Annotated in this window: 27 protein-coding genes and 2 tRNA genes; 24 read left to right on the top strand and 5 right to left on the bottom strand. The window is 58.6% G+C overall.

From position 1 onward, the window contains the following. Positions 1 to 36: 36 nt before the first annotated feature. The 3 genes from proC to QEP12_RS06940 form a co-directional block, all read right to left on the bottom strand. A complete protein-coding gene (proC, locus tag QEP12_RS06950) occupies positions 37 to 861 on the bottom strand; it encodes a pyrroline-5-carboxylate reductase (RefSeq protein ID WP_174862320.1) in 825 nt (274 codons plus the stop codon). Positions 862 to 981: 120 nt separating this feature from the next. Then, on the bottom strand, positions 982 to 2,478 hold the full coding sequence (gene glpK / locus QEP12_RS06945; RefSeq protein WP_174862321.1) for a glycerol kinase GlpK: 1,497 nt from the start codon (positions 2,476 to 2,478) through the stop codon (positions 982 to 984). Positions 2,479 to 2,543: 65 nt separating this feature from the next. Beyond that, a complete protein-coding gene (locus QEP12_RS06940; protein WP_219163038.1) occupies positions 2,544 to 3,314 on the bottom strand; it encodes a DeoR/GlpR family DNA-binding transcription regulator in 771 nt (256 codons plus the stop codon). Between the two features lie 213 nt (positions 3,315 to 3,527). Between QEP12_RS06940 and QEP12_RS06935 the strand changes: the two genes are divergently transcribed. The 20 genes from QEP12_RS06935 to QEP12_RS06840 all read left to right on the top strand — a co-directional run bounded on the left by QEP12_RS06935 (position 3,528) and on the right by QEP12_RS06840 (position 14,693). Continuing rightward, a complete protein-coding gene (locus tag QEP12_RS06935; protein WP_284213785.1) occupies positions 3,528 to 5,126 on the top strand; it encodes a glycerol-3-phosphate dehydrogenase/oxidase in 1,599 nt (532 codons plus the stop codon). A 391-nt stretch (positions 5,127 to 5,517) separates the two neighbouring features. Then, positions 5,518 to 5,886 carry a 50S ribosomal protein L14 gene (gene rplN, locus QEP12_RS06930; protein ID WP_042417471.1) on the top strand — a complete coding sequence of 123 codons (369 nt, stop codon included), beginning with the start codon at positions 5,518 to 5,520 and terminating at the stop codon, positions 5,884 to 5,886. 9 nt (positions 5,887 to 5,895) lie between these two features. Beyond that, positions 5,896 to 6,213, top strand: coding sequence for a 50S ribosomal protein L24 (rplX, locus tag QEP12_RS06925; RefSeq protein WP_174862324.1), 318 nt, complete (start codon positions 5,896 to 5,898; stop codon positions 6,211 to 6,213). 10 nt (positions 6,214 to 6,223) lie between these two features. After that, complete coding sequence (gene rplE, locus QEP12_RS06920; RefSeq protein WP_003050507.1) at positions 6,224 to 6,763, top strand: 50S ribosomal protein L5; 540 nt, start codon at positions 6,224 to 6,226, stop codon at positions 6,761 to 6,763. An 8-nt stretch (positions 6,764 to 6,771) separates the two neighbouring features. Continuing rightward, positions 6,772 to 7,077: a 30S ribosomal protein S14 gene (gene rpsN, locus QEP12_RS06915; RefSeq protein WP_042417459.1), complete on the top strand. Its 306-nt coding sequence runs from the start codon at positions 6,772 to 6,774 to the stop codon at positions 7,075 to 7,077. Between the two features lie 20 nt (positions 7,078 to 7,097). Next, a complete protein-coding gene (rpsH, locus tag QEP12_RS06910; protein ID WP_174862325.1) occupies positions 7,098 to 7,493 on the top strand; it encodes a 30S ribosomal protein S8 in 396 nt (131 codons plus the stop codon). A gap of 24 nt (positions 7,494 to 7,517) precedes the next feature. Then, the gene (gene rplF, locus QEP12_RS06905) at positions 7,518 to 8,051 is read left to right on the top strand and encodes a 50S ribosomal protein L6 (protein ID WP_174862326.1); all 534 of its coding nucleotides are present in this window, start codon (positions 7,518 to 7,520) and stop codon (positions 8,049 to 8,051) included. A gap of 11 nt (positions 8,052 to 8,062) precedes the next feature. Beyond that, complete coding sequence (gene rplR / locus QEP12_RS06900) at positions 8,063 to 8,428, top strand: 50S ribosomal protein L18 (protein WP_174862327.1); 366 nt, start codon at positions 8,063 to 8,065, stop codon at positions 8,426 to 8,428. A 15-nt stretch (positions 8,429 to 8,443) separates the two neighbouring features. Next, on the top strand, positions 8,444 to 8,965 hold the full coding sequence (gene rpsE / locus QEP12_RS06895; protein WP_174862328.1) for a 30S ribosomal protein S5: 522 nt from the start codon (positions 8,444 to 8,446) through the stop codon (positions 8,963 to 8,965). Positions 8,966 to 8,979: 14 nt separating this feature from the next. Further along, positions 8,980 to 9,162: a 50S ribosomal protein L30 gene (rpmD, locus tag QEP12_RS06890; RefSeq protein ID WP_003050517.1), complete on the top strand. Its 183-nt coding sequence runs from the start codon at positions 8,980 to 8,982 to the stop codon at positions 9,160 to 9,162. 11 nt (positions 9,163 to 9,173) lie between these two features. Further along, on the top strand, positions 9,174 to 9,605 hold the full coding sequence (gene rplO, locus QEP12_RS06885) for a 50S ribosomal protein L15 (protein ID WP_174862334.1): 432 nt from the start codon (positions 9,174 to 9,176) through the stop codon (positions 9,603 to 9,605). A gap of 22 nt (positions 9,606 to 9,627) precedes the next feature. Then, a complete protein-coding gene (gene secY, locus QEP12_RS06880; protein WP_219163036.1) occupies positions 9,628 to 10,941 on the top strand; it encodes a preprotein translocase subunit SecY in 1,314 nt (437 codons plus the stop codon). Between the two features lie 139 nt (positions 10,942 to 11,080). Then, positions 11,081 to 11,194: a 50S ribosomal protein L36 gene (gene rpmJ, locus QEP12_RS06875; RefSeq protein ID WP_003050535.1), complete on the top strand. Its 114-nt coding sequence runs from the start codon at positions 11,081 to 11,083 to the stop codon at positions 11,192 to 11,194. Between the two features lie 22 nt (positions 11,195 to 11,216). Further along, a complete protein-coding gene (gene rpsM / locus QEP12_RS06870) occupies positions 11,217 to 11,582 on the top strand; it encodes a 30S ribosomal protein S13 (protein ID WP_219163035.1) in 366 nt (121 codons plus the stop codon). A 17-nt stretch (positions 11,583 to 11,599) separates the two neighbouring features. Further along, positions 11,600 to 12,001 (top strand): 30S ribosomal protein S11, encoded by a 402-nt coding sequence (rpsK, locus tag QEP12_RS06865; RefSeq protein ID WP_174862330.1) that lies wholly within the window; start codon positions 11,600 to 11,602, stop codon positions 11,999 to 12,001. Between the two features lie 90 nt (positions 12,002 to 12,091). Continuing rightward, on the top strand, positions 12,092 to 12,715 hold the full coding sequence (rpsD, locus tag QEP12_RS06860; RefSeq protein WP_219163034.1) for a 30S ribosomal protein S4: 624 nt from the start codon (positions 12,092 to 12,094) through the stop codon (positions 12,713 to 12,715). Positions 12,716 to 12,831: 116 nt separating this feature from the next. After that, positions 12,832 to 13,833: a DNA-directed RNA polymerase subunit alpha gene (locus QEP12_RS06855; protein ID WP_174862332.1), complete on the top strand. Its 1,002-nt coding sequence runs from the start codon at positions 12,832 to 12,834 to the stop codon at positions 13,831 to 13,833. Positions 13,834 to 13,960: 127 nt separating this feature from the next. Continuing rightward, positions 13,961 to 14,341 carry a 50S ribosomal protein L17 gene (rplQ, locus tag QEP12_RS06850; RefSeq protein WP_284213781.1) on the top strand — a complete coding sequence of 127 codons (381 nt, stop codon included), beginning with the start codon at positions 13,961 to 13,963 and terminating at the stop codon, positions 14,339 to 14,341. Positions 14,342 to 14,365: 24 nt separating this feature from the next. Then, positions 14,366 to 14,442: transfer RNA gene (locus QEP12_RS06845), tRNA-Met, on the top strand. A 174-nt stretch (positions 14,443 to 14,616) separates the two neighbouring features. After that, positions 14,617 to 14,693 (top strand) — tRNA-Met (locus tag QEP12_RS06840). A 179-nt stretch (positions 14,694 to 14,872) separates the two neighbouring features. Here QEP12_RS06840 and QEP12_RS06835 read toward each other — a convergent pair. Continuing rightward, positions 14,873 to 15,646: an IclR family transcriptional regulator gene (locus tag QEP12_RS06835; protein WP_284213780.1), complete on the bottom strand. Its 774-nt coding sequence runs from the start codon at positions 15,644 to 15,646 to the stop codon at positions 14,873 to 14,875. 227 nt (positions 15,647 to 15,873) lie between these two features. Between QEP12_RS06835 and QEP12_RS06830 the strand changes: the two genes are divergently transcribed. From QEP12_RS06830 to QEP12_RS06820, 3 genes are read left to right on the top strand one after another with little or no spacing between them, the layout of a single operon-like run. Continuing rightward, the gene (locus tag QEP12_RS06830) at positions 15,874 to 17,028 is read left to right on the top strand and encodes an efflux RND transporter periplasmic adaptor subunit (RefSeq protein WP_284213779.1); all 1,155 of its coding nucleotides are present in this window, start codon (positions 15,874 to 15,876) and stop codon (positions 17,026 to 17,028) included. A gap of 9 nt (positions 17,029 to 17,037) precedes the next feature. Beyond that, the gene (locus QEP12_RS06825) at positions 17,038 to 20,199 is read left to right on the top strand and encodes an efflux RND transporter permease subunit (protein WP_284213778.1); all 3,162 of its coding nucleotides are present in this window, start codon (positions 17,038 to 17,040) and stop codon (positions 20,197 to 20,199) included. After that, positions 20,196 to 21,623 (top strand): efflux transporter outer membrane subunit, encoded by a 1,428-nt coding sequence (locus QEP12_RS06820; protein WP_284213777.1) that lies wholly within the window; start codon positions 20,196 to 20,198, stop codon positions 21,621 to 21,623. Before QEP12_RS06825 ends, QEP12_RS06820 begins: the two co-directional genes overlap by 4 nt. A 379-nt stretch (positions 21,624 to 22,002) precedes the next feature. Here the strand turns inward: QEP12_RS06820 and chrA are convergent, their stop codons facing one another. Beyond that, on the bottom strand, positions 22,003 to 23,214 hold the full coding sequence (gene chrA / locus QEP12_RS06815) for a chromate efflux transporter (protein WP_246253941.1): 1,212 nt from the start codon (positions 23,212 to 23,214) through the stop codon (positions 22,003 to 22,005). 288 nt (positions 23,215 to 23,502) lie between these two features. Here chrA and QEP12_RS06810 point away from each other — a divergent pair, with 288 nt between their 5' ends. After that, positions 23,503 to 24,753: an Hsp70 family protein gene (locus QEP12_RS06810; RefSeq protein ID WP_284213776.1), complete on the top strand. Its 1,251-nt coding sequence runs from the start codon at positions 23,503 to 23,505 to the stop codon at positions 24,751 to 24,753. Positions 24,754 to 24,871 lie beyond the last annotated feature (118 nt).

Here is a 24,871-nt window from a genome sequence, read left to right as displayed (position 1 = left end):
GTTTGCTGGCAGGGCTTTCGTGATGCGGCAGATGGCTTACTTGCCGAACTCTGCGGCCAGTTCCTTGGCGCGGGTTTCGGCCTTGCGCAGCGCGGCGATGAAGTGCTGGGGCAGCCCAGCCTGCTGCATGTGGGTGATGGCCGCGTAGGTGGTGCCGCCCTTGCTGGTGACGCGCTCGCGCAGCACGCTGGCAGGTTCGTGCGAGCGGGCCGCCAGCTCCGAGGCGCCCTGGAAGGTGGCAATCGCCAGCTGGTAGGACTGCGCAGCGGTCAGCCCCATATCGACACCGGCTTGCGTCATGGCTTCCAGGAACAAAAACACATAGGCCGGGCCAGAGCCTGACAGCGCGGTCACCGCGTCCAGCTTGTCTTCAGCATCTACCCACACCAACTGGCCCGTGGTGCCAATCACGCGCTCGATCAGGGCTTGGCCTTCGGCGTCCACCTCGGGGCGGGCAAACAGCCCCGTCATGCCTTTGCCCACCAGCGCGGGCGTGTTGGGCATGGCGCGCACGATGCGGCCCGTGCCCAGCCACTGGGCAATGCTTTCGGTGGTGATGCCGGCGGCCACGCTCAGGTGCAGGGCGCTGGCGGTGTGGGGCGCTGCAGCGGTCGCCGCTTCTTTGAAGGTTTGGGGTTTGACGGCCCAGACCACCAGATCGTGGCCCGCCAATGCGGCGGTGGCGGCGGGCAGGGCGTCAATGCCGAACTTGGCCTGGAGGGCAGCGCGCGCGGCGTCGAATGGTTCGACCACGGTGATGCTGTCGGAGGGCAGGCCGCTGGCAATCAGGCCGCCGATGATGGCGCTGGCCATATTGCCGCCGCCAATGAAAGCGATGCGGGGTGAAGGTGCTTGGCTCATACAAATGCTTTCTAAAAATAAGAGCTGCTAGCGCTTGATTGGTAAGGATTTCAACGTGTTTTCTATCTAAAACTCTTTGAAATCCAGCGCTGGCAGCTCTTTTTAGGGGAGTGGTTGGGCTTATGGCGTGGTGGTCTGGCGCACGGCACGCTCCCAGCGCGCCATCAACTCATCGGCGCGGGCTTTGTCCATGGTAGGCACAAAGCGTCGCTCTGCCTTCCACAGCGACGACAGCTCTTCCGTGCTTTGGTAGACGCCGCTGGACAAACCAGCCAAGTAGGCCGCGCCCAGGGCGGTGGTCTCCACGCAGGCCGGGCGCACCACGGGAATGCCCAGCAAATCGGCCTGGAACTGCATCAGCAGGTTGTTCACGCAGGCGCCGCCGTCCACGCGCAACTCGCTCACCGCCGCGCCGCCGTTGGCGACCGCATCGCGGCTCATGGCCAGCAGCAGGGCAGCGCTCTGGTAGGCGATCGACTCCAGCGCCGCACGTGCAATGTGCGCCAGGGTGGTGCCGCGCGTCAGGCCGGTGATGGAGCCACGTGCATCGGGCTCCCAATACGGCGCGCCCAGACCGGTGAAGGCTGGCACCAGCATGACGCCACCGCTGTCAGGCACGCTCTCGGCCAGTTGCTGCACCTGGCCGCTGTGTTCAATCGCCTGCAGGCCGTCGCGCAGCCACTGCACCACGGCGCCACCGACGAACACGCTGCCTTCCAGCGCAAACTGGGGCGTGGCGCTGGGCTGGGCGGCGCTGGTGGTCAGCAGGCCGTTGGCCGAGGTCTGGAATTGGCCGCCGGTGTGCATCAGCATGAAGCAGCCCGTGCCATAGGTGTTCTTGGCCATGCCCGCTTTGAAGCAGGCCTGACCAAACAGCGCGCTTTGCTGGTCGCCGGCCACGCCGCCGATGGTGATGGGGCCACCCAGCACGTCCTCGGCCGTGCGGCCAAAGTCGGCGGCCGAAGGCAGCACCTCGGGCATCAGGCTGGCGGGAATGTGCAGCAGGGCCAGCAGGTCGGCATCCCACTGGTTGGTGTGCACGTTAAACAGCATGGTGCGGCTGGCGTTGCTGACGTCGGTGACGTGGCGCTGCCCGCCAGTGAGCTGCCAGATCAGCCAGCTGTCCACGGTGCCAAAGGCCAGCTCGCCACGCTCGGCGGCTTCGCGCGCGCCGGGCACGTGGTCCAGCAGCCACTGCAGCTTGGTGCCTGAGAAGTAGGCATCGATGCGCAGGCCGGTTTTCTGCAGGATGGTGTCGCTGTGGCCGGCTTCACGCAGCTGCTGGCAGGTGGGTTCGGCGCGGCGGTCTTGCCAGACGATGCCGTGGTGGATGGGCTGGCCCGTCTTGCGGTTCCAGACGATGGTGGTTTCGCGCTGGTTGGTGATGCCCACGCTGCGGATGTCGCTCGCCTTGAGCCCAGCCTTGGCCAGTGCGTCGCGCGCCGTGCCCAGCTGCGTGCGCCAGATTTCGTGGGGGTTGTGCTCTACCCAGCCGGGGCGAGGGTAGATCTGGGGCAGCTCCTGCTGGGCGGAGGCGACGATGCGGCCTTGCGTGTCAAACACGATGGCGCGGGAGCTGGAGGTGCCTTGGTCCAAGGCGAGCAGGTAGTTGGTCATAGGAGGTCTTGTGCAATCACAAATTCAAGACAAAGCGTGTCGGTGACTTGGCGCGCAGCAGCGGTTTACTCGGCCACCACGCACTGCACTTCGGCCTCTTGCAGCAGATGGGCAAAAGGCTCGGGAGGGGGAGTGTCCGTAAACAGGCGGTCAATCTGCGCAAGACTGGCCAGCTCCACCATGGCTTGGCGGCTGAATTTGCTGTGGTCAGCGGCCAGCCAGACTTCACGGGACTGCTGAATGATGGTTTGAGCCACTTTCACCTCGCGCAGGTCGTAGTCACGCAAGGTGCCATCGGACTCAATGGCCGAGATGCCAATGATGGCAATGTCAACCTTGAACTGGCGCATAAAGTCCACGGCCGCTTCGCCGATGATGCCGCGGTCACGCGTGCGCACCACGCCGCCCGCCACAATCACTTCGCAGTCGGCATTGCTGCTCAAAATCGCAGCCACGTTCAGGTTGTTGGTGATAACGCGCAGGCCTCGGTGGTGCAGCAGGGCTTTGGCGATGGCCTCGGTGGTGGTGCCAATATTCAAAATCAGCGAGCAGCCATTCGGAATGGCTTGGGCAACGGCTTTGGCAATGCGCGCTTTGCCGTCAGCGTTGAGCGTTTCGCGGCGTGTGTGCGCGAGATTCTCTACCGTGGCACTGGGGACGCGCACGCCGCCATGAAAACGCACCAGCAATCCTGCTGCGGCGAGCTTTTGTACATCGCGGCGCACGGTTTGCAGCGTCACCCCCAAGGTGTCTGCCAGCTGCTCCACAGTGGCCGATTGCAAATTGCGTACTTCTTCCAGTAATTGCAGCTGGCGGGGGTTGTTGTTGCTATTCACAGAGTGCCCAGAGTGAAAAAGAGAAGGTGAATGATCGTAAAACCGAAATCAAAATAATGGAAATCGAAAAAAACCAATCACAAACGAACAAAAAAGATGACAATGTATGCTAGTGCTGGCATTAGCTTGCTGGCAACACGGCATAGCCTTGCGCTGACGCGCACTGTGCCAACTATTGACTACCCTCAGACACTTGCCCTGTCCTGAAGCACTATGACGATTGCCACTACGCCTTTGACCACAGATCGCGCCGAGTTGTTGGCCCGTTTGTCCCAGTCTGAAACTTACGACCTGCTCATTATCGGCGGTGGAGCCACCGGTTTGGGCACCGCAGTGGATGCCGCCGCACGCGGCTTCAAAGTGTGCGTGCTGGAGTCGCATGACTTTGCCAAGGGCACCTCCTCGCGCGCCACCAAGCTGGTGCACGGAGGTGTGCGATATCTGGCGCAGGGCAACGTCGCGCTGGTGCGCGAAGCGCTGCATGAGCGCACTACGCTGCTGAACAACGCGCCGCACCTGGCGCAGCCGCTGGCTTTTGTGATGCCGTCGTACAAACTGCTGGATACGCCTTTCTATGGCGCGGGCCTGAAGATGTACGACGCATTGGCCGGCAAAGATGGCCTGGGGCGCACCGAATTTCTGAGCAAGGACAAGACTTTGCGGCTGCTGCCGACGGTGCGTACCGACCACCTCAAGGGTGGCGTGAAGTACTGGGATGGACAGTTTGACGATGCCCGTTTGGCTTTGGTGCTGGCGCGCACCGCAGCGGCCAAGGGCGCGCTGCTGGTCAATTACTGCCCTGCCAAGGAGCTGCTGCATACCGATGGCAAAGTCTCTGGCGTGGTCTGCGAAGACGCAGAAACCGGCACCCGCTACGAAGTCCATGCCAAGTGTGTCGTCAACGCTACTGGCCCTTGGGTGGACTTGTTCCGCCAGCAAGATGCGCAACTGCTGGGCAAGCCCGTCAAGCCCATGGTGGCGCCCAGCCAGGGTGTGCACGTGGTGGTGGATCGTGAGTTTCTGCCCACTGACCATGCGCTGCTGGTGCCCAAGACAGCCGATGGCCGCGTGCTGTTTGCCGTGCCATGGCTGGGTAAAGTCATTCTTGGCACCACCGACACCCCCCGCCACGACCTGGCGCGCGAACCCCAGGCGTTTGAGGAAGAGATTGAATTCATCCTCAAGGAAGCGGGCAACTACCTGTGCCGCCGCCCCACGCGCGCCGATGTGCGCAGCATCTGGGTGGGCATGCGTCCCCTGGTCAAGCCTCAAGACGATGATGGCGAGAACACCAAGAAAATCAGCCGTGAACACACGGTGATGACCAGCAAGTCGGGCCTCGTCACCGTCACGGGTGGCAAGTGGACCACTTACCGCGCCATGGCCGAAGATGTGCTGCAAGAGTGCTTTGAGCAGCGCCTGCTGCCCGCGCGTGCAGGGGGTGTGACCGTGCACATGCCGCTGGTGGGAGCGCCCAAACCTGCGCAGGTCAAGCATCGCCTGAACGCCGCGCAAGGCGAGCACATCTACGGCACCGAAGCTGCGGCGGTGCACAGCCTGCCCGGGTCCGACAAGTTGCTGGCCGAAGGCTTGAGCGAGGCCATGGTGCGCTTTGCAGCGCGCTATGAATATGCACGTACGGTAGAAGATGTGCTGGCACGCCGCAGCCGCCTGCTGTTTCTGGATGCGCGCGTGGCCGCCAGCGTGGCGCCCCGCGTGGCAGAAATCCTGGCGCAAGAGCTGCCCGGCGTCGATGTCAAACTGCCCGACTTCTTGGCGCTGGCGCAGCAATATCTGCTGACTCCCGCCTAAATTCGAGGGCATGGGTGCAACGAACAAGCGCTAGACACTTCGGAAAAAGAAGCTGTCAGCGCTTGTTTAATAGTACATTTAAATAAAAAATTGTTTGAAATCAAGGTGCAGTCTGCGTAAGTAGCTATCCTTTTAGATGTCCGTGAAGGCTTTGACGCATCCCTTGCGAGGTGTGGTGGTTTTTGTGGGCTAAGCAGTTGACGCGCAAGGAAATTCTTGCGATAATCTTCCTCTTCACGTGTAAAAGCGTGGAACTATCTGCCCAGCGGGAAGCCTTTTGGAATGGTCCAGAAGGTGGACGACGGGCCCAAGACTGACCGGCTGCTTGTTCGGCCCTTGAGAAGTTCTCTGGGGCTGTCCGTGTCTGCTGGAGCAAGTTGGGAATATTGAAATGATCCAAACAGAATCTCGTTTAGAGGTTGCCGATAACACGGGCGCGAAGTCTGTTCAGTGCATTAAGGTACTGGGCGGTTCTCATCGTCGCTACGCTAGCGTTGGCGACATCATCAAAGTGAGCATCAAAGAAGCCGCTCCCCGTGGCCGCGTCAAAAAAGGCGAGGTTTACAGCGCAGTGGTAGTTCGTACAGCCAAGGGCATCCGCCGTGGCGACGGCTCTTTGGTGAAGTTCGATGGCAACGCTGCCGTTCTGCTGAACGCAAAGCTGGAGCCTATCGGCACTCGTATTTTTGGCCCTGTGACACGTGAACTGCGTACTGAAAAGTTCATGAAGATCGTGTCCCTGGCACCTGAAGTTCTCTAAGGAAGCACCATGAACAAGATTCGCAAGGGCGACAAAGTCATCGTGCTGACCGGCCGTGACAAGGGTAAGCAAGGCGTAGTTGCTTCGCGCAAGGATGATTCGCACCTGGTGATCGAAGGCGTGAACCTGGTGAAGAAGCACGTCAAGCCAAACCCCATGAAGGGCACCACCGGCGGTATCGTGGAAAAGGCTATGCCTATCCACCAATCCAACGTGGCTATCTTCAATGCAGCGACTGGCAAGGCTGATCGCGTGGGCATCAAGGTGAACGCCGACGGTACACGTGTTCGCGTGTTCAAGTCCAATGGCGCTGAAATCACCGCCTAAGGAGTAACACATGGCACGTTTGCAAAAACTGTATCGCGAAAAAATCGCGGCAGAACTGAAAGAAAAGTTCGGCTACACCTCCGCTATGGAAGTGCCCCGTCTGACCAAGATCACCCTGAACATGGGTGTGAGCGAAGCCGTGGCTGACAAGAAGGTGATGGACAACGCTGTGGCTGACCTGACCAAGATTGCTGGTCAAAAGCCCGTGGTGACCAAGGCCAAGAAGGCTATCGCTGGTTTCAAGATCCGTGAAGGTCAAGCAATTGGCTGCATGGTGACCCTGCGTGGCGTTCAAATGTACGAATTCCTGGACCGTTTCGTCACCGTGGCTCTGCCTCGCGTGCGTGACTTCCGTGGTATTTCGGGTCGCTCGTTCGACGGCCGCGGCAACTACAACGTTGGCGTTAAAGAACAGATCATCTTCCCTGAAATCGAATACGACAAAGTGGATGCTCTGCGTGGTCTGAACATCAGCATCACGACAACGGCGAAGAACGACGAAGAGTGCAAGGCACTGCTCGCAGCGTTCAAATTCCCCTTCAAGAACTGAGGTAGCGCATGGCTAAGAAAGCTTTGATCGAGCGCGAACTGAAGCGCGAAAAACTGGCTGCGAAGTACGCTGCCAAGTACGCTGAATTGAAGGCAATCGCCGGTGACGCTAAGCGTTCCGACGAAGAGCGTGATGCAGCCCGTCTGGGTCTGCAAAAGCTGCCCCGTAATGCCAACCCCACTCGCCAACGTAACCGTTGCGAAATCACAGGTCGTCCACGTGGCACATTCCGTCAATTCGGTCTGGGTCGCGCAAAGATCCGTGAATTGGCCTTTGCTGGTGACATCCCCGGTGTCACCAAGGCTAGCTGGTAAGCAAGCAGGAGAGATACAAGATGAGCATGAGTGATCCTATCGCCGACTTGCTGACCCGTATTCGCAACGCCCAAATGGTGTCCAAAGCCACCGTGTCGGTTCCTTCCTCTAAGGTGAAGGTTGCCATCGCACAAGTGCTGAAGGACGAGGGCTATGTTGACGGTTTTGAAGTCAAGACCGAAGACGGCAAGTCTGAACTCGTTATTACCCTGAAGTACTACGCCGGTCGCCCTGTGATCGAGCGTATCGAACGTGTAAGCCGTCCTGGCCTGCGCGTGTACAAGGGCAGCAACGCAATTCCTCAAGTCCAAAACGGCTTGGGTGTGGCCATTGTTACCACTCCTAAGGGTGTGATGACAGATCGCAAAGCACGTGCTACCGGCGTCGGTGGCGAAGTGCTGTGCTATGTGGCCTAACGGACATTAAGGAGAAATACTGAAATGTCTCGCGTAGCAAAAGCAAATGTGACCATCCCCGCTGGCGTGGATGTGTCTTTGACTGCTGACACCATCAAGGTGAAGGGCAAGGGCGGTGAACTGTCTTTGGCTCTGAACGCTTTGGTAGCAATCAGCAACAACGACGGCAAACTGTCGTTCGCACCTGTTAACGATTCCCGTGATGCTGATGCACTGGCCGGTACTTTCCGCCAGCTCGTCAACAACATGGTGAAGGGTGTAACCGAAGGCTTTGAAAAGAAGCTGAGCCTGATTGGCGTGGGTTACAAGGCCGCTGTGCAGGGCGCTAAGCTGAACTTGAACGTGGGCTTCTCGCACCCTGTGCACTTTGAAGCCCCTCAAGGCATCACCATCACTACCCCCACTCCAACTGAAGTTGTGATCAAGGGCGCAGACCGCCAAGTGGTAGGTCAGCTGGCCGCTGAGATTCGCGCCGTTCGTCCTCCCGAGCCTTACAAGGGCAAGGGCATCCGCTATGTGGATGAGAAGGTCGTGATCAAAGAGACCAAGAAGAAGTAAGGAGCTGCAATATGTTGACCAAGAAAGAGCAGCGTCTGCGTCGTGCACGCCAAACACGTATCCGCATTGCACAGCAAGGCGTGGCGCGTTTGAGTGTGAACCGCACGAACCTCCACATCTACGCCAGCGTCTTCTCCGAAGATGGCACCAAGGTGTTGGCCACAGCTTCGACAGCCGAAGCTGCTGTGCGCGCACAACTGGGCGCCGCAGGCAAGGGTGGCAACGTGGCTGCCGCTACACAAATCGGCAAGCTGATTGCCGAGCGTGCTAAGGCTGCCGGCGTTGAGAAAGTGGCTTTCGATCGCGCTGGTTTTGCATACCACGGCCGCGTGAAGGCTTTGGCAGAAGCCGCTCGCGAAGCGGGCCTGCAGTTCTAAGCGGAGCGGACAAAAATGGCAAAGTTTTCCCCCAAAGTGCAAGACGAAGGTCGTGACGACGGTCTGCGCGAAAAAATGATTGCGGTAAACCGCGTCACCAAGGTTGTGAAGGGTGGTCGTATTCTCGGCTTCGCAGCACTGACCGTAGTTGGCGACGGTGATGGCCGCATTGGCATGGGCAAAGGTAAGTCCAAGGAAGTACCTGTGGCCGTGCAAAAGGGCATGGAAGAGTCCCGTCGCAACATGATGAAGGTGTCGCTCAAGAGCGGCTCCATCCACCACTCTGTGATGGGTCATCATGGTGCAGCCCGCGTGGAACTGCACCCAGCTCCCAAGGGTACCGGTATCATCGCCGGCGGCCCCATGCGCGCTGTATTCGAAGTCGTTGGTATTACCGACATCGTGGCCAAGAGCCACGGTTCTTCGAATCCTTACAACATGGTTCGCGCCACACTCGATGCTTTGAAGAATTCCACAACCCCTTCGGAAGTGGCTGCAAAGCGCGGCAAGTCGGTTGAAGACATCTTCACCGCCTGATCGGAGTCCAGCACATGACAACACAACAAACTGTCAAAATTCAGCTGGTTCGTAGCCCCATTGGCACCAAAGAGTCGCACCGTGCGACTGTGCGTGGCCTGGGTCTGCGTAAGCTGAATAGCGTCAGCGAACTGCAGGACACACCTGAAGTACGCGGCATGATCAACAAAATCGCCTACTTGGTGAAGGTTCTGTGAAAGGATTGATGATGGAACTCAATAGCATCAAGCCAGCAGCAGGCGCCAAGCATGCTCCACGTCGCGTGGGTCGTGGTATCGGTTCTGGTCTGGGTAAGACCGCCGGCCGTGGTCACAAGGGTCAAAAATCGCGTTCGGGTGGCTACCACAAGGTAGGCTTCGAAGGCGGTCAAATGCCTTTGCAACGTCGCTTGCCTAAGCGTGGCTTCAAGTCCATGACTCTGAAGTTCAACGCCGAAGTGACTTTGGCTGCTTTGGAGCAACTGGGTCTGGCGGAAGTCGACGTCGCAGCACTGAAGCAAGCAGGTCTGGTAGCTTCCAACGCCCTGGTGGTGAAGGTTATCAAGAGCGGTGAGTTGACCAAGGCTGTAAAGCTGAACGGCATTGGTGCCACAGCTGGCGCCAAGGCTGCCATCGAAGCTGCCGGTGGCAGCATCGCCTGATTAAGTTCTGAAAGAGACATCCGTGGCTACTAGCGCAGCTCAAATTGCAAAAACCGGCAAGTTTGGTGACTTGCGTCGCCGACTGGTTTTTCTGTTGCTTGCGCTGGTCGTATACCGCATCGGGGCCCATATCCCCGTGCCCGGCATCGACCCAGCGCAGCTGCAGCAGCTGTTCAATGGCCAGCAGGGCATTCTCAACCTGTTCAATATGTTCTCGGGTGGAGCGCTTTCGCGCTTCACAGTGTTCGCACTGGGGATCATGCCGTACATTTCGGCATCGATCATCATGCAGCTAATGACGTATGTCGTTCCTACATTTGAACAACTGAAGAAGGAAGGTGAGGCGGGGCGTCGCAAGATTACCCAATACACCCGCTACGGCACTTTAGCCTTGGCACTTTTCCAGTCGTTGGGTATTGCCGTGGCTTTGGAAAGCTCTCCAGGACTGGTGCTGGATCCAGGTTTCGGCTTCCGCATGACTGCGGTGGTGAGCCTGACTGCTGGCACCATGTTCCTGATGTGGCTGGGCGAACAGATTACTGAACGTGGTCTGGGCAACGGCATCTCCATCCTGATCTTTGCTGGTATTGCCGCAGGCTTGCCCAGCTCGATTGGTGGACTGCTGGAGCTGGTTCGTACCGGTGCCATGAGCATCCTGGCTGCGATCTTCATTGTCCTCGTTGTGGCAGCCGTGACGTATTTCGTCGTGTTTGTCGAGCGTGGTCAACGTAAGATCTTGGTGAATTACGCGCGCCGCCAAGTTGGCAACAAGGTGTACGGTGGTCAGTCTTCGCACTTGCCACTGAAGTTGAACATGGCGGGTGTAATCCCTCCCATCTTCGCTTCGTCGATCATCTTGCTACCAGCAACCGTGGTGAATTGGTTCAGTGCAGGGGAATCCATGCGCTGGTTGAAGGACATTGCAGCGACGCTGACCCCAGGTCAGCCGATTTATGTGATGCTCTACGCCGCCGCAATCATTTTCTTCTGTTTCTTCTATACAGCACTCGTGTTCAATAGCCGCGAGACAGCTGATAATCTGAAGAAAAGTGGTGCTTTCATCCCAGGCATTCGTCCCGGTGACCAGACTGCCCGCTACATTGACAAGATTCTGGTGCGTTTGACACTGGCTGGCGCCGTCTACATCACATTCGTGTGTTTGTTGCCAGAGTTTCTGATCCTGAAGTACAACGTTCCGTTTTACTTTGGTGGGACATCGCTACTAATTATTGTGGTGGTGACTATGGACTTCATGGCGCAAGTGCAGAACTACATGATGTCGCAGCAGTATGAGTCCCTTCTCAAGAAGGCTAACTTCAAGGCATCAGGTCACTGAGATATGAAGGCCATTCCTTTTGGGTAAAACCAGAAGGAATCCAACAACAGCAAGTATGAGTGCTCTACATTTTTTCGCGGTCACAGGCAGTGCCCAGGTCGAAAAAGTGAATACGGATGCAAAGTTTTAGGAGAATGAAATGAGAGTTTCGGCTTCGGTCAAGAAAATCTGCCGCAACTGCAAGATCATCCGCCGCAAAGGTGTGGTGCGCGTGATCTGCACAGACCAGCGTCATAAGCAGCGCCAGGGCTGATTGAAAGTATTAGAGGACTAATATGGCACGTATTGCTGGTATTAACATCCCGCCCCACAAGCATGCTGAAATCGGCCTGACCGCCATTTACGGCATCGGTCGTACGACTGCTCGCAAGATCTGCGAAGCTTGCGGTATCGAGTACTCCAAGAAGGTTAAAGACCTGACTGATGCTGATCTGGAAAAGATCCGTGACCAGTTGAACGGCATGACCTTGGAAGGCGATCTGCGTCGCGAAACCACCATGAACATCAAGCGTTTGATGGACATTGGTTGCTACCGCGGTTTCCGTCATCGTCGTGGTCTGCCTATGCGCGGTCAACGTACACGCACCAATGCCCGTACTCGCAAGGGTCCTCGCAAAGGCGCAGCGGCACTGAAGAAATAAGGGATTGAGAGATCACTATGGCTAAGGCACAAAACAACGCTGCTGCGCGTGTACGTAAGAAAGTTCGTAAGAACATTTCTGACGGTATTGCACACGTGCACGCTTCGTTCAACAACACGATCATCACCATTACCGACCGTCAGGGCAATGCTCTGTCGTGGGCTTCCTCGGGTGGCCAGGGCTTCAAGGGTTCGCGCAAGTCGACTCCTTTCGCAGCCCAGGTTGCATCGGAAGTGGCAGGTCGTGCTGCTATCGAACAGGGCATCAAGAACCTGGACGTAGAAATCAAGGGTCCCGGTCCTGGCCGCGAATCCTCGGTTCGCGCCTTGGGTGCTCTGGGTATCCGTATCACTTCCATCGCGGACGTGACGCCGGTACCACATAACGGCTGCCGCCCTCAAAAGCGTCGTCGTATTTAATTTTTGTAAGCCCACCGCCACCCGGGTTGTTTTTGGCACCCCGGGTGGCTCCCGTGTGTAAGCACGGTAGATGAATCAAAGGAAACTCAAGTGGCACGTTATATCGGTCCTAAGGCCAAACTCTCCCGCCGTGAAGGCACCGACCTGTTCCTGAAGAGCGCTCGTCGCTCGATCGCGGACAAGGCCAAGTTCGACACCAAGCCCGGCCAGCACGGTCGCACATCCGGTCAGCGTACGTCTGACTACGGTCTGCAACTGCGTGAAAAGCAGAAGGTCAAGCGCATGTACGGCGTGCTGGAAAAGCAATTCCGTCGTTACTTCGAAGCTGCTGACCAGAAGAAGGGCAACACCGGTGCGAACCTGCTGGGTCTGCTGGAAACTCGTCTGGACAACGTGGTCTACCGCATGGGCTTTGGCTCTACACGTGCTGAAGCGCGTCAGATGGTATCCCACAAGGCAATCACTGTGAACGGCCAGTCCGTGAACATCCCCTCCTACCTGGTGAAGGCTGGTGACGTGATTGCTGTGCGTGAAAAGTCCAAGAAGCAAGCCCGTATTGTTGAAGCCCTGCAATTGGCTCAGCAAGTGGGCTTCCCCGCTTGGGTGGAAGTGAGCCTGGACAAGGCTGAAGGCACCTTCAAGCAAGTGCCTGACCGCGATCAATTCGCAGCCGACATCAACGAATCCCTGATCGTTGAGTTGTACTCGCGTTAATCGTAGTTTCGGTTGAGCGATCAACCATCCCGTTCCTAAACCGCGAGGCATCGCGGTTTAGGTGCTTCACCAGCCTTACCGGTGTAACGAGCCGGGGGTATTGAGAGGAAGTCTGCATGCAAACAAATCTGCTGAAACCCAAGACGATTAATGTTGAGCAGCTTGGCCACAACCGTGCCAAGGTGACGCTGGAGCCTTTTGAGCGTGGCTATGGCCATACGCTGGGTAACGCCCTGCGCCGCGTTTTGCTCTCGTCCATGGTGGGTCATGCAGCGACGGAAGTCACGATTGCTGGCGTGCTGCACGAGTACTCGTCCATCGATGGCGTGCAAGAAGATGTGGTGAACATCCTCCTGAACCTGAAGGGCGTGGTGTTCAAGCTGCACAACCGTGACGAAGTGACTCTGAGTCTGCGCAAGGATGGCGAAGGCGTAGTGACTGCGCGTGACATCCAGACTCCCCACGACGTTGAGATCATCAATCCTGACCACGTGATCGCCAACCTGTCGCAAGGCGGCAAGCTGGATATGCAAATCAAGGTGGAACAGGGCCGTGGCTATGTGCCAGGTAACGTACGCCGCTATGGTGACGAGTCGACCAAGTCGATCGGCCGTATCGTGTTGGACGCATCGTTCTCGCCCGTTCGTCGCGTGAGCTACACCGTGGAATCTGCACGTGTGGAACAGCGCACCGACTTGGACAAGCTGGTTGTCGAAATCGAAACCAACGGCGCTATCAACGCTGAAGACGCAGTGCGCGCATCCGCCAAGATCTTGGTGGAGCAACTGGCTGTGTTCGCTCAGTTGGATGGCGAGTTTGGCGAAGGTGGCATCTTGGGTGGTGGTAGCAACAGCCGCGCTAACGCTCAGACGTTCGATCCGATCTTGCTGCGTCCTGTGGATGAGCTGGAACTGACCGTACGCTCCGCCAACTGCCTGAAGGCAGAGAACATTTACTACATCGGTGATCTGATCCAGCGCACCGAGAATGAGTTGCTGAAGACGCCTAACTTGGGTCGCAAGTCGCTCAACGAAATCAAGGAAGTTTTGGCTTCCCGTGGTCTGACCTTGGGCATGAAGCTCGAAAACTGGCCACCAGCAGGCTTGGAAAAGCGTTAATTCGCTAGCCAAGCTATAATCGCTGGCTCTTGACCTGAGAAGGTTAGGAGCCAGTTATTTTTACACAAGTGCACCGAGCGGTACCTGATCCGGCCACTCGACCAAACTATCTGAAAAGGAAAGCACCATGCGTCACGGAAATGGCCTGCGTAAACTGAATCGTACTTCTTCGCACCGCAAGGCGATGCTGCAGAACATGATGAACTCTTTGATCGAACACGAAGCGATCAAGACCACCGTGCCTAAGGCCAAGGAACTGCGCCGCGTGATCGAGCCCATGATCACTCTGGCCAAGGTGGACACCGTGGCTAACCGCCGCTTGGCGTTCGACCGTCTGCGTGACCGCGACAGCGTCACCAAGTTGTTCAACGTGCTGGGCCCCCGCAACGCAAAGCGTCCTGGCGGCTACACACGCATCTTGAAGATGGGTTTCCGCGTGGGCGACAACGCTCCTATGGCGTTTGTTCAATTGGTGGAACAAACCGAAGAAACTCAAGCAGCAGAATAAATCTGTGCTATAATTTTTGAATACCGCGAGGTGGAGCAGTCTGGTAGCTCGTTGGGCTCATAACCCAAAGGTCGTTGGTTCAAATCCAGCCCTCGCAACCAAATCAAAAACCCTGTTGAAGCAATTCAACAGGGTTTTTTGTTGGCGAATTTTTGAATCATTCAAGCTGGGCTTGGCATTCATCCTCCTAGCGAATGAATACTGTGGCCCGTATGCGGGTTTCTTCTGGCTTTTGCAGCGCTGCACGCCAAGGGCGCGCTATAATTGATGCATATCGCGAGGTGGAGCAGTCTGGTAGCTCGTTGGGCTCATAACCCAAAGGTCGTTGGTTCAAATCCAGCCCTCGCAACCAAATTAAAAGCCCTGTTGAAGCAATTCGACAGGGCTTTTTTGTATGCTGCTTTAACTGTTTTAATAAAAATATAGAGCGCTTAGCGCTTGCCCCACAAGGCTTTCAATGCCAAAACCTATTGAAAACCTTGTAAATCAAGCGCTAGTAGCTCACGAAAATTCAAGTTCGCTGCGTCTGGCTCAAGGCCTTGCATTGCTCAGCAGCTTCTCCAGCACATCACGCAAGCCGAACATGGCCTGTTGAAAGCAGGAAATGTCGCGCTGCAGGCGTGCGGTAGGGACCAGCAGCATCAGGGCGTAAGGGCCGCGGTAGGTGTTGATGGCGACGGCAATCGCGCTGACGCCCAGCACCACATCATCCATATCTTGTGCAAAACCTTGTGCCCGCACCTGCGCCAGCTCTTGCAGCAGTGCTTGGGGTGTCGTGGTGTGGGGCTGCTCTTCGCGCGCCAGCCACTCCAATACGGTAGCGTCGTCCATGCGCGCCAGCAAAGCTTTGCCCGCTGCGGTGACGTGCAGCGGCGGTGCGATGCCAATTTGCGGCACCACGCGCAAAGGCTGCTCTCCCACAAAGGATTCGATGATGCGCAGCTTGTTCAGGTTGAGGCTGGCGAGGCACACCGTTTCCTGCAGTGACAGCGACAACTGCTCGGCATAAGGCTTGATGACGGACACCACATCGGCATTGCTTTGATAGAGCATTTGCCCCAGTGCGGGGCCCAAGCGAAAACCCGAAGCCCCTGCGGGCTCTACCAGGTGCTCTGCCGCCAGCGCATTGATGATGCGCTGCACGGTGGAGCGCGGTAAATCCACCGCGCTAGCAATGGCTGCCAGGCTCATGCCGCAGGGCAGGCCATGCGCGCTGAGGGTGCGCATGATTTTGCTGCTGCGCGCAATCACTTGGATGCCGCCGTGTTGGCGTTCATCCGCGTCGTCGACAGGGTGATCGGTCATGGGCTGTCTTTGTTCAGAAGTCGGAGGAATGGTCAAGTTCCGAGCTTATCGCCTTCGGTGCCAGCAGGGTTGAAAGAGGACAGTTGCATCGATTCTTAACCATATATTGATACACTGAACCGCAATGCAATACAAAGGACGGCGTTTTTGCCTGAAAACGCCGTCCTTTTGTCGTCTCAACCTATATCTGCCAGCAATTAGCTGGCGTTGGCAAGGAGTGTGATTTCATGAGCGTGAAGCTTTTCAATGCAGCGCGTACGGCATGGACCGTGGCGGCTGCGGCCATGTTGGTGGCCTGTGGCGATCCTGCGGGGCCGCAACCGGGCGCGCAAGGGCCAGCAGCCGTGGGTGTCTATACCGTGCAGGCGCAGGCCGTGGCATTGACCACCGAGCTGCCCGGCCGTGCAGTGGCTTCGCGCGTGGCGCAGGTGCGTCCGCAGACCAGCGGTATCGTGCAAAAGCGTTGGTTTGAAGAGGGCAGCATGGTCAAGCAAGGCCAGGCGCTCTACCAAATTGACCCGGCCACCATGAATGCGCAGTTGGCCAAAGCGCAGGCACAGTTGCTGAGTGCAGAAAACTTGGCCCGGCGCTATGAGGTGCTGCGTGCCAAAAATGCCATCAGTCAGCAGCAATACGACGATGCCATGAGCGCATGGCGCAATGCGCAGGCGGATGTAGAGCTGGCGCGTATCGATACCGTCTATGCCAAGGTGCTCTCGCCGATTGCAGGGCGAATTGGCCGCTCCCTCGTGACGGAAGGCGCACTGGTCACCCAGGGACAGTCGCAAGAAATGGCCACGGTACAGCAGCTGGACCCGATCCACATCGATATGCAGCAGTCCATGGCCGACATCCTGCGTTTGCAAGCAGAGAACGCTCAAAGCGGCGCCAAGGGCAATGCCAAGGTGCGCCTGGTTCTGGAAGACGGCAGCATTTATCCGCTGCAAGGCACGCTCCAATTCAGCGAAATGCAGGTGGATGAGAGCACAGGCTCTGTCACCTTGCGCGCGACGTTTGCCAACCCCGATGGGCTGCTGCGACCTGGCATGTTTGTGCGTGCACAGGTGCAAACCTCCACACGGGATGCTGCGCTGCTGGTGCCCCAGCAAGCCGTATGGCGCAATACCCAGGGCCAGGCCATGGTGTGGGCGGTGGGCGACGACAAGATCGCCAAGGCACGCCCTGTGAATGCAGTGCGAACCGTGGGCAATACATGGCTGGTCGAAGGCGGTTTGCAAGCCGGGGAGCAAGTGATTACCGAAGGCCTGCAAAAGCTGCGTGGCGAAATGCCTGTGAACCCGGTGCCAGCCCAGAATGTGGGCATCGTGACGGACTTGTACGCCCCTGCGCCTGCTGTAGCGCCTGCGGGCCAAGGCGCCTAAGGAAACGCCATGTCCAAGTTTTTTATCAACCGTCCCATTTTTGCGTGGGTGCTGGCGATGGTGGTGATGCTGGCAGGTGCCTTGGCCATCAAGGCTTTGCCCGTCAGCCAATACCCCGATGTGGCACCACCTGCGATTGCCATTTCGGTCACTTACCCCGGTGCTTCCGCCCAAACCGTGCAAGACACGGTGGTGCAGGTGATTGAGCAGCAGCTCAACGGGCTGGATAACCTGCGCTACATCACCTCGTCCAGTGAGTCGGACGGCTCCATGCAAATCGTGGTCACCTTTGAACAAGGCACCGACCCCGACATTGCCCAGGTGCAGGTGCAAAACAAGCTGAATCTGGCCACCCCCATGCTGCCGCAGGAAGTGCAGCAGCAAGGCATTCGTGTCGCCAAATACCAGATGAACTTCATGCTGGTGGCCGGCTTGGTGTCGGAAGACGGCGCCATGAACAGCGAAGACTTGGCGGACTACATTGCCTCCAACATCCAAGACCCGGTCTCGCGCACCAAGGGTGTGGGCGACTTCACCTTGTTCGGCTCGGCCTATGCCATGCGCATCTGGCTGGACCCGGCCAAGCTCAATGCCTACCAACTGACCCCCACTGATGTGATAGCTGCCGTCCAAGCCCAGAACGTGCAGGTCTCGGCAGGGTCTCTCGGCGGGCTGCCCACCCTCAATCACCAGGTGCAGTTGCAAGCTACGGTGCTGGGCAAAACGCGCATGAAGACGGCGGATGAATTCCGTGAAATCATGCTCAAGGTCAACCCCAATGGCGCGCAAGTGCGCCTCAAAGACGTGGCCGATGTAGCGCTGGGAGGCCAGTTCACGGCCATCTCCAGCAAGTACAACGGCCAGCCCTCTGCAGCTTTGGCATTGCGCTTGGCGACGGGTGCCAACGTGCTGGAGGCCGTAACCGCTGTGCGTGCCACGATTGCCAGCCTGGAGCCCAACTTCCCGCCTGGCGTGAAGGTGGTCTACCCGTATGACACTGCGCCGGTGGTGCAGGTGTCTATCGACTCGGTGGTGAGCACCCTGGTCGAAGCGATTGTGCTGGTGTTCCTGGTCATGCTGCTGTTTTTGCAGAGCGTGCGCGCCACCCTCATTCCTACGCTGGCCGTGCCCGTGGTGTTGCTGGGCACTTTCGGCGTGCTGCTGGCAGCGGGCTTTACCATCAACTTGCTGACCATGTTTGCCATGGTGCTGGCAATTGGCCTGTTGGTGGACGATGCGATTGTGGTGGTCGAAAACGTCGAACGCTTGATGCACGACGAGCACTTGTCCCCCAAGGAGGCCACCCTCAAATCCATGGGCCAGATCTCCGGCGCGCTGGTCGGTATTGGTGTGGTGATTTCCGCCGTTTTTGTGCCCATGGCGTTCATGGATGGCTCCACCGGTGTGATTTACCGCCAGTTCGCCATCACGATTGCGGTGGCTATGTCGCTGTCGGTGCTGGTGGCGTTGGTATTTACGCCCGCGCTGTGCGCCACCATCTTGAAAGCACCTGTGCCGGGCAAAAAGCCCGCCAAGTTTTTTGCATGGTTCAACCGTGTGTTCAACGCAGGTGCCAGCGGCTATGCGATTGGCGTGGAAGGCATCTTGAAGCGCAGCAAGTTCTTCTTGGTGATCTATGTGCTGCTGCTGGCCGCGCTGGTGGCCTTGTTTGCCCGCATTCCCACGGCCTTCTTGCCCGAAGAAGACCAGGGCACGATGTTTGTGCAAGTGCAACTGCCACCGAACGCCACCGCCGCGCGCACCGATCAGGTGCTGCAAGCCGTGACTCAGCATTTGCTGGAGAACGAGCAAGACACGGTCCACAGTGTCATGTCGGTGAACGGCTTTAACTTTGCGGGCCGTGGCCAAAACTCGGGTCTGCTGTTTGTGGAGCTGAAACCGTTTACCGAGCGCACCAGTGCACACCAGCACCTGAAGGCATTGCATGGCCGCACCTGGGGCTTTGTCAGTCAGTTGAACGATGCGATGGTCATCCCCGTCATTCCGCCGGCGATTGTGGAGCTGGGCAATGCCACGGGCTTTGACTTTTTCTTGCAAGACAACGGCGGTGTCGGCCACGAGGTGTTGATGCAGGCGCGCAACCAGCTGCTGGGCATGGCGGCGCAAACGCCGCAACTGGCGATGGTGCGCCCCAATGGCTTGTCGGATGAGCCGCAGTACCAAATCGAAATCGACGAGGAAAAGGCCCGTGCGCTCAAGCTGAGCCTGAGTGACATCAATGCCACCATGTCGATTGCCTGGGGATCGGCCTATATCAACGACTTTATTGACCGTGGCCGTGTGAAGAAGGTGTTCCTGCAAGGGCAGGCCGCATCGCGCGTGGGGCCGGACGACTTTGCCAAGTGGTTTGTGCGCAATAGCGACGGCAAGATGGTGCCCTTCAGCACCTTCGCCACGGGCAAGTGGGTGTACGGCCCGGCCAAGCTGGAACGCTACAACGGCGTCTCGGCGGTGCAAATCGTGGGGGGCACCGCGCCCGGCGTGAGCACGGGGGAGGCCATGAAGATCGTGGAAGGCCTGGCCCAGCAATTGCCTCCGGGTGTGGACTTGGTGTGGACGGGGCTGTCGTACGAAGAAATCAAGGCCGGCAACCAAAGCACGTGGATCATGGCGCTGTCCATGTTGATTGTGTTCCTGAGCTTGGCGGCTTTGTACGAGAGCTGGTCGATTCCCTTCTCGGTGATGCTGGTCGTACCCCTGGGTATTTTGGGCGCGGTGCTGGCAACGCTGGGCCGCGGGTTGACCAACGACGTGTTCTTTCAGATTGGCATGATTACCACCATGGGCTTGGCGGCCAAGAACGCCATCCTGATTGTGGAGTTTGCGCGGGAGCTGCATGAGCAAGAAGGCAAGCCATTGTTTGAAGCTGCCGTAGAAGCCGCCCGCCTGCGTCTGCGCCCCATCATCATGACCTCGATGGCCTTTGTGCTGGGCGTGGTGCCCCTGGCTTTGGCTACGGGCGCATCCAGCGGCAGCAAGCATTCGATTGGCACCAGCGTGGTGGGCGGTACCTTGGCGGGCACCTTCCTGGCCATCTTCTTTGTGCCTTTGTTCTTCTATGTGGTGGCCAGCGTAGTGGCGCGTTTTCGCAAAAGCCCACCTGCGGCTGTCGTAGCCACCCATGCCTCTGGCGAGGAGTCCCACGCATGAAATTGCACACCCTGACTGGCGCCTTGGCGCTGGCGGGGCTGTTGAGCGCCTGCTCCATGGCCCCGACCTATGAAACCCCCGCGGCCCCTGTCGCTGCAAACTGGACGGTGTCTGCAGGCACTCCAACTGCCAGCACCGATGCCACTGGCGTTGCGCCCGTGCAATGGCAAGCCTTCTTTGGCAATGCGCCACTGCGTGAAGTGATTGCGCTCACGCTGGAGCACAACCGCGATTTGCGCGCTGCCGCCTTGAATGTGCAGGCCTACCAGGCCCTGTACCGCATCCAAAAGGCCGACAGCGCACCCACCATCGGTGCGCAAGTGGCGGCCTCGCGCCAGCGCACACCGGCCGATGTGGCCCAGGCCCCCGATGCCGTCACCGCCAGCACCTACACCGGCGGCGTGGGGCTGGTGTCGTACGAGCTGGACTTGTTTGGCCGCGTGCAAAGCCTGAATGAGCAAGCCTTGCAGCAATATCTGGCGATGGACAGCACGCACAAGGCCACGCAGCTGAGTTTGGTGGCTGCTGTCGCCAGCGCATGGCTGACCTGGCAGGCCGACCAGCAAATGCTGGACGTGGTCAGCCGCACCCTGGCAGCCAATCACCAGGCACTGGAGCTGATCGTGGCGCAGGTTGACCACGGCATTGCCACCGACTTGCAGCGCCACCAGGCGCAAGCCGCCGTAGACAGCGCCCGTGCCCAGCTTGCCCAGCTCACCCGCGCTGTGGCGCAAGACCTGAACGCGCTGCAAACCTTGGTAGGCACGGAGTTGCCTGCGCATGTGCGCGATGCCGCCTTGCCTGCGCAAGATTGGCAGTTGGCCGATGTGCCGGTAGGCTTGCCCGCCCAGGTGCTGGCCCAGCGCCCCGACATCTTGGCGGCAGAGCAGCAGCTCAAAGCCGCCAACGCCCACATCGGTGCTGCGCGCGCAGCGTTTTTCCCCAGCATCTCGCTCACCGCCAGCGCAGGCGCGGCCAGCACGGAGTTGTCGGGCCTGTTCAAGGGCGGTGCGGGGGCATGGAGTTTTGCACCGCAAATCAACATTCCCTTGTTTGCGGGCGGCCGCCTGCAGGCCAGCTTGGACTACGCCACGCTGCAAAAAGATGTGCGTGTGGCGCAGTATGAAAAAGCCATCCAAACTGCCTTCCAGGAGGTGGCCGATGGTTTGGCGGCCCGCACCACCTACGTCGATCAGCGAGAGGCCAGCCAGCGTTTGGTGAAAACTTCTTCTCAGTACTTGGAACTGGCCCAGCTGCGCTATGACGCGGGCGTGGATGCCTATCTGACTGTGATTGATGCGCAGCGCAGCTTGCTGAGTGCCGAGCTGGGGGCGGTGCAAACGGCTTTGCAGCAGGCGCTGGCGCAGGTGTCGCTGTTTAAGGCCTTGGGTGGCGGAGTGCTGGAGCCAGCGCCTGCCGCGTGATGGGATGGTTGCGACGAACTGAAAACTTCTTTTCAGGTGTTGCAATCGAAGCCACTCCGGGCAGTGTTCTGGGGTGGCTTTTCTTTGAGAGGTATTTTTGGTATGTAACGCTTGTCGGGTAAGCGTTGCTAGCTATTTTTATTGTGATGGGAGTGGGGCGGCAGAGGCTGGAGCCGCACTTCGGCGGAACGCACTGCGCGCTTACAGCGCTGCGTTCCAACAGACCGCCGCAAACATGCGAGCTGTGCCACGCAGGTGGGGTGCGACGCTTATTAGCACCTGCCTTGGGGCCGTGCCCAGCGACCTTTCGGCTGCTTGGCGCAAGGCTTCAGCGCATTTCACCCAGTCTTGCGCCCAAGCAGCCATCCACATTGCTGCCTTATTGCGCCAGCAGCCAACCTCCAGCGGCGGTTAAAAGCACCACCAGAACAGGCGACAACCTTGCATGAACGAGGAGTGCAAACGCGAAGAGCGCCAAACCAAAGTCGGCTTTGGATTGAATCGCGCTGGTCCAAACGGGGTCATAGAGTGCGGCTGCCAAGATGCCGACGACAGCCGCGTTCACCCCAGCCATCGCTTGTTGCACGCTCACTCGCATGCGCAGAAACTCCCAGTAGGGAAGTGCGGCCATGACGAGCAAGAAGCCGGGCAGGAAGATGGCAAACAGCAACGTCAAACCACCTATCCAGCCGCCCATGGGGGCCGGCATGATGCTGCCTAAATACGCCGCAAACGTGAACAAGGGGCCGGGAACAGTTTGTGTCGCCCCGTAGCCTGCAAGAAACGCTTCATTCGAAACCAAGCCCGTTGGCACCACGCTGGCTTGTAGCAACGGTAGCACTACATGCCCCCCCCCAAACACCAAGGCACCGGCTTGGTAAAAATCGCTGAATGCCTGCACCACAGGTGAGCCCGTCATGGAGCTGATTGGCGGCAAGAGAAATAGCAGTGCGCTAAAAACGCCCAGCAGCAAGACACCCGTAGCCTTCCCCTTTGCATGCGGGTGATGCAGGGCTGGGGGCTGGGCATCCACACGCACCAGCTTTAGTCCGGCCACACCCCCAATGAGAATGGCGAGTATTTGGCCGAGCGATGAGGGCAGCGCAACAGCGATGAGGGTGGCGACCACCGCAATCCATGCACGAGTTTTGTCCGGGCACAAACTCTTGCTCATGCCCCAGACGGCTTGCGCAACGATGGCAACTGCGGCAATTTTGAGGCCATGGATTGCGCCTGATTGCGCCAGCGCCGCCCACTCGGAGATACCCAGCGCAAAAAGAATCAGTGCCACAGCAGAAGGCAAGGTGAAACCTATCCACGCAGCGATTGCACCCAGCCAGCCACGCTGCCCGAAGCCCAAGGCCATGCCGACTTGGCTGCTCGCTGGGCCAGGCAGGAACTGGCACAGCGCCACCAGGTCAGAGTAGCTTTTGTCGTCGAGCCATTTGCGCCGGCCTACGAACTCCTCGCGGAAATAGCCCAAATGGGCTGCAGGGCCGCCAAAAGAGGTGAGTCCAAGCTGGAAAAAAGCCAGAAGAACTTCAAGCACACTGGCTTTTTGACGGGTCGTTGGCGGTGAAGGAGTACGCATGGTGATGGATTGTCCATCCATACGCTGAAATCTAGGAAAGCCTGCTGCAGGCCATGGGCGGCCGTCCACTCTTCACGTTGCACACCACCTCAGGCGCTGATGGATGCGCTGCAAGGACATCCCCAAGCTGACACAATGGCGCCCCTTTGTTTGATAGGGCAGCTTTTAAAAAAGAAGCTGCTAGCGCTAGTCAAAGAAGGCTTTGAGATAGATAAGTATCTGAAAAGCTTATTTCACAAGCGTTGGCAGCTCTTGTTTTTGGTGCTGCCAGTGTAGAGAGTTTTCAGAATGCAGATGCTTCCCCAGACCACCTTGGGCATTGACTTTGGCACGTCCAACTCCGCCATGGCGTGGCGCGCAGCCGGGCAGACTGCGCAGTTGGTGCCCCTGGAAGGCAAGGCGGCTGCCATGCCCACGGCCTTGTTCTTCCACTACGAAGACCGCAGCACGCACTACGGGCGCGATGCCATGCAGCAGTATTTGGCGGGGGAAGAGGGGCGTTTGATGCGCTCGCTCAAAAGCCTGCTGGGCAGCAGCTTGCTGCAAGACAAAACCGCCGTGCACGGCAAGCTGGTGAGCTACCAAGACATCATTGCCATGTTCTTGCAGCATTTGGCGGCGCAAGCGCAGCAGCACATGGGCGGTCTGCCCGAGCGCGTGGTGCTGGGCCGCCCCGTGCATTTTGTCGACGGCAACCCCGAGCGCGACGCGCTGGCGCAGGCTTCGCTGGAAGCGGCGGCGCATACCGCAGGTTTCAAGGAAGTGGCTTTTCAGCTGGAGCCGATTGCGGCGGCGCTGGACTACGAGCAGCGCCTGAGCGCAGAAGCGTGCATTTTGGTGGTGGACATTGGCGGTGGTACGTCCGACTTCACCGTGGTGCGCTTGGGCCCGCAGCACGCGGGCAAGCGTGACCGCACGCAAGACATTCTGGCCACCACGGGCGTGCACATTGGCGGCACCGACTTTGACTACAAGCTGAACGTGGCCGAAGTGCAGCCCTTGCTGGGCTTGGGCCACCACGGCCCCAGCGGGCGTGAGGTACCTAGCCGTGTGTTTTATGACCTGTCCACCTGGCACCTGATTCAGTGGCTGTACACCGCCAAATCCATGCGCGAGGTGCAAGCCCTGCGCAGCGACTTTAGCGACCGCAACTTGCACGCCCGCCTGATGCGTGTGCTGGAAGCGCAGGCCGGGCACCGCCTGGCCGATGCGGTGGAGCAGGGCAAGATCACGGCATCAAGCACTGCTGCCGATGCACGGCTGGAGCTGGGCTGGATTCAAGCTGGTTTGGCCGCGCAAATCACTCCTGAAGGTTTGGCGCAGCACCTGCAAGCGCAATTGGCGGATGTGGTGCAGTGTGCGCAGGAATGTGTGGCGAACGCGGGGCTGCGCAAGGAGCAGATTACGACGCTGTATTTGACGGGGGGCTCGTCCGCGTTGCAGACGCTGCGCGATGCGCTGGCGGTGGCGTTCCCGGCTACGCCACAGGTGGCGGGGGACTTGTTTGGGGGCGTGGCCTCGGGCCTGGCTTACGCCTAAAACCATAGCTGCAAGCGCTTGATGGATAAGCGCTACAGGCTAAAAAGGCTTGAAGCCGTTTGGTGGGTTTCAAGCCTTTTTGGAGGGGTGATGTGTGGGCGTGTGGGCAGCGCCGGTT

It is taken from the genome of Comamonas jiangduensis (assembly GCF_030162955.1).
GTDB classification, from domain to species: domain Bacteria; phylum Pseudomonadota; class Gammaproteobacteria; order Burkholderiales; family Burkholderiaceae_C; genus Comamonas; species Comamonas jiangduensis.
Note: the sequence above shows the minus strand (reverse complement) of the source record. Positions and strands in the feature narration are given on the sequence as shown.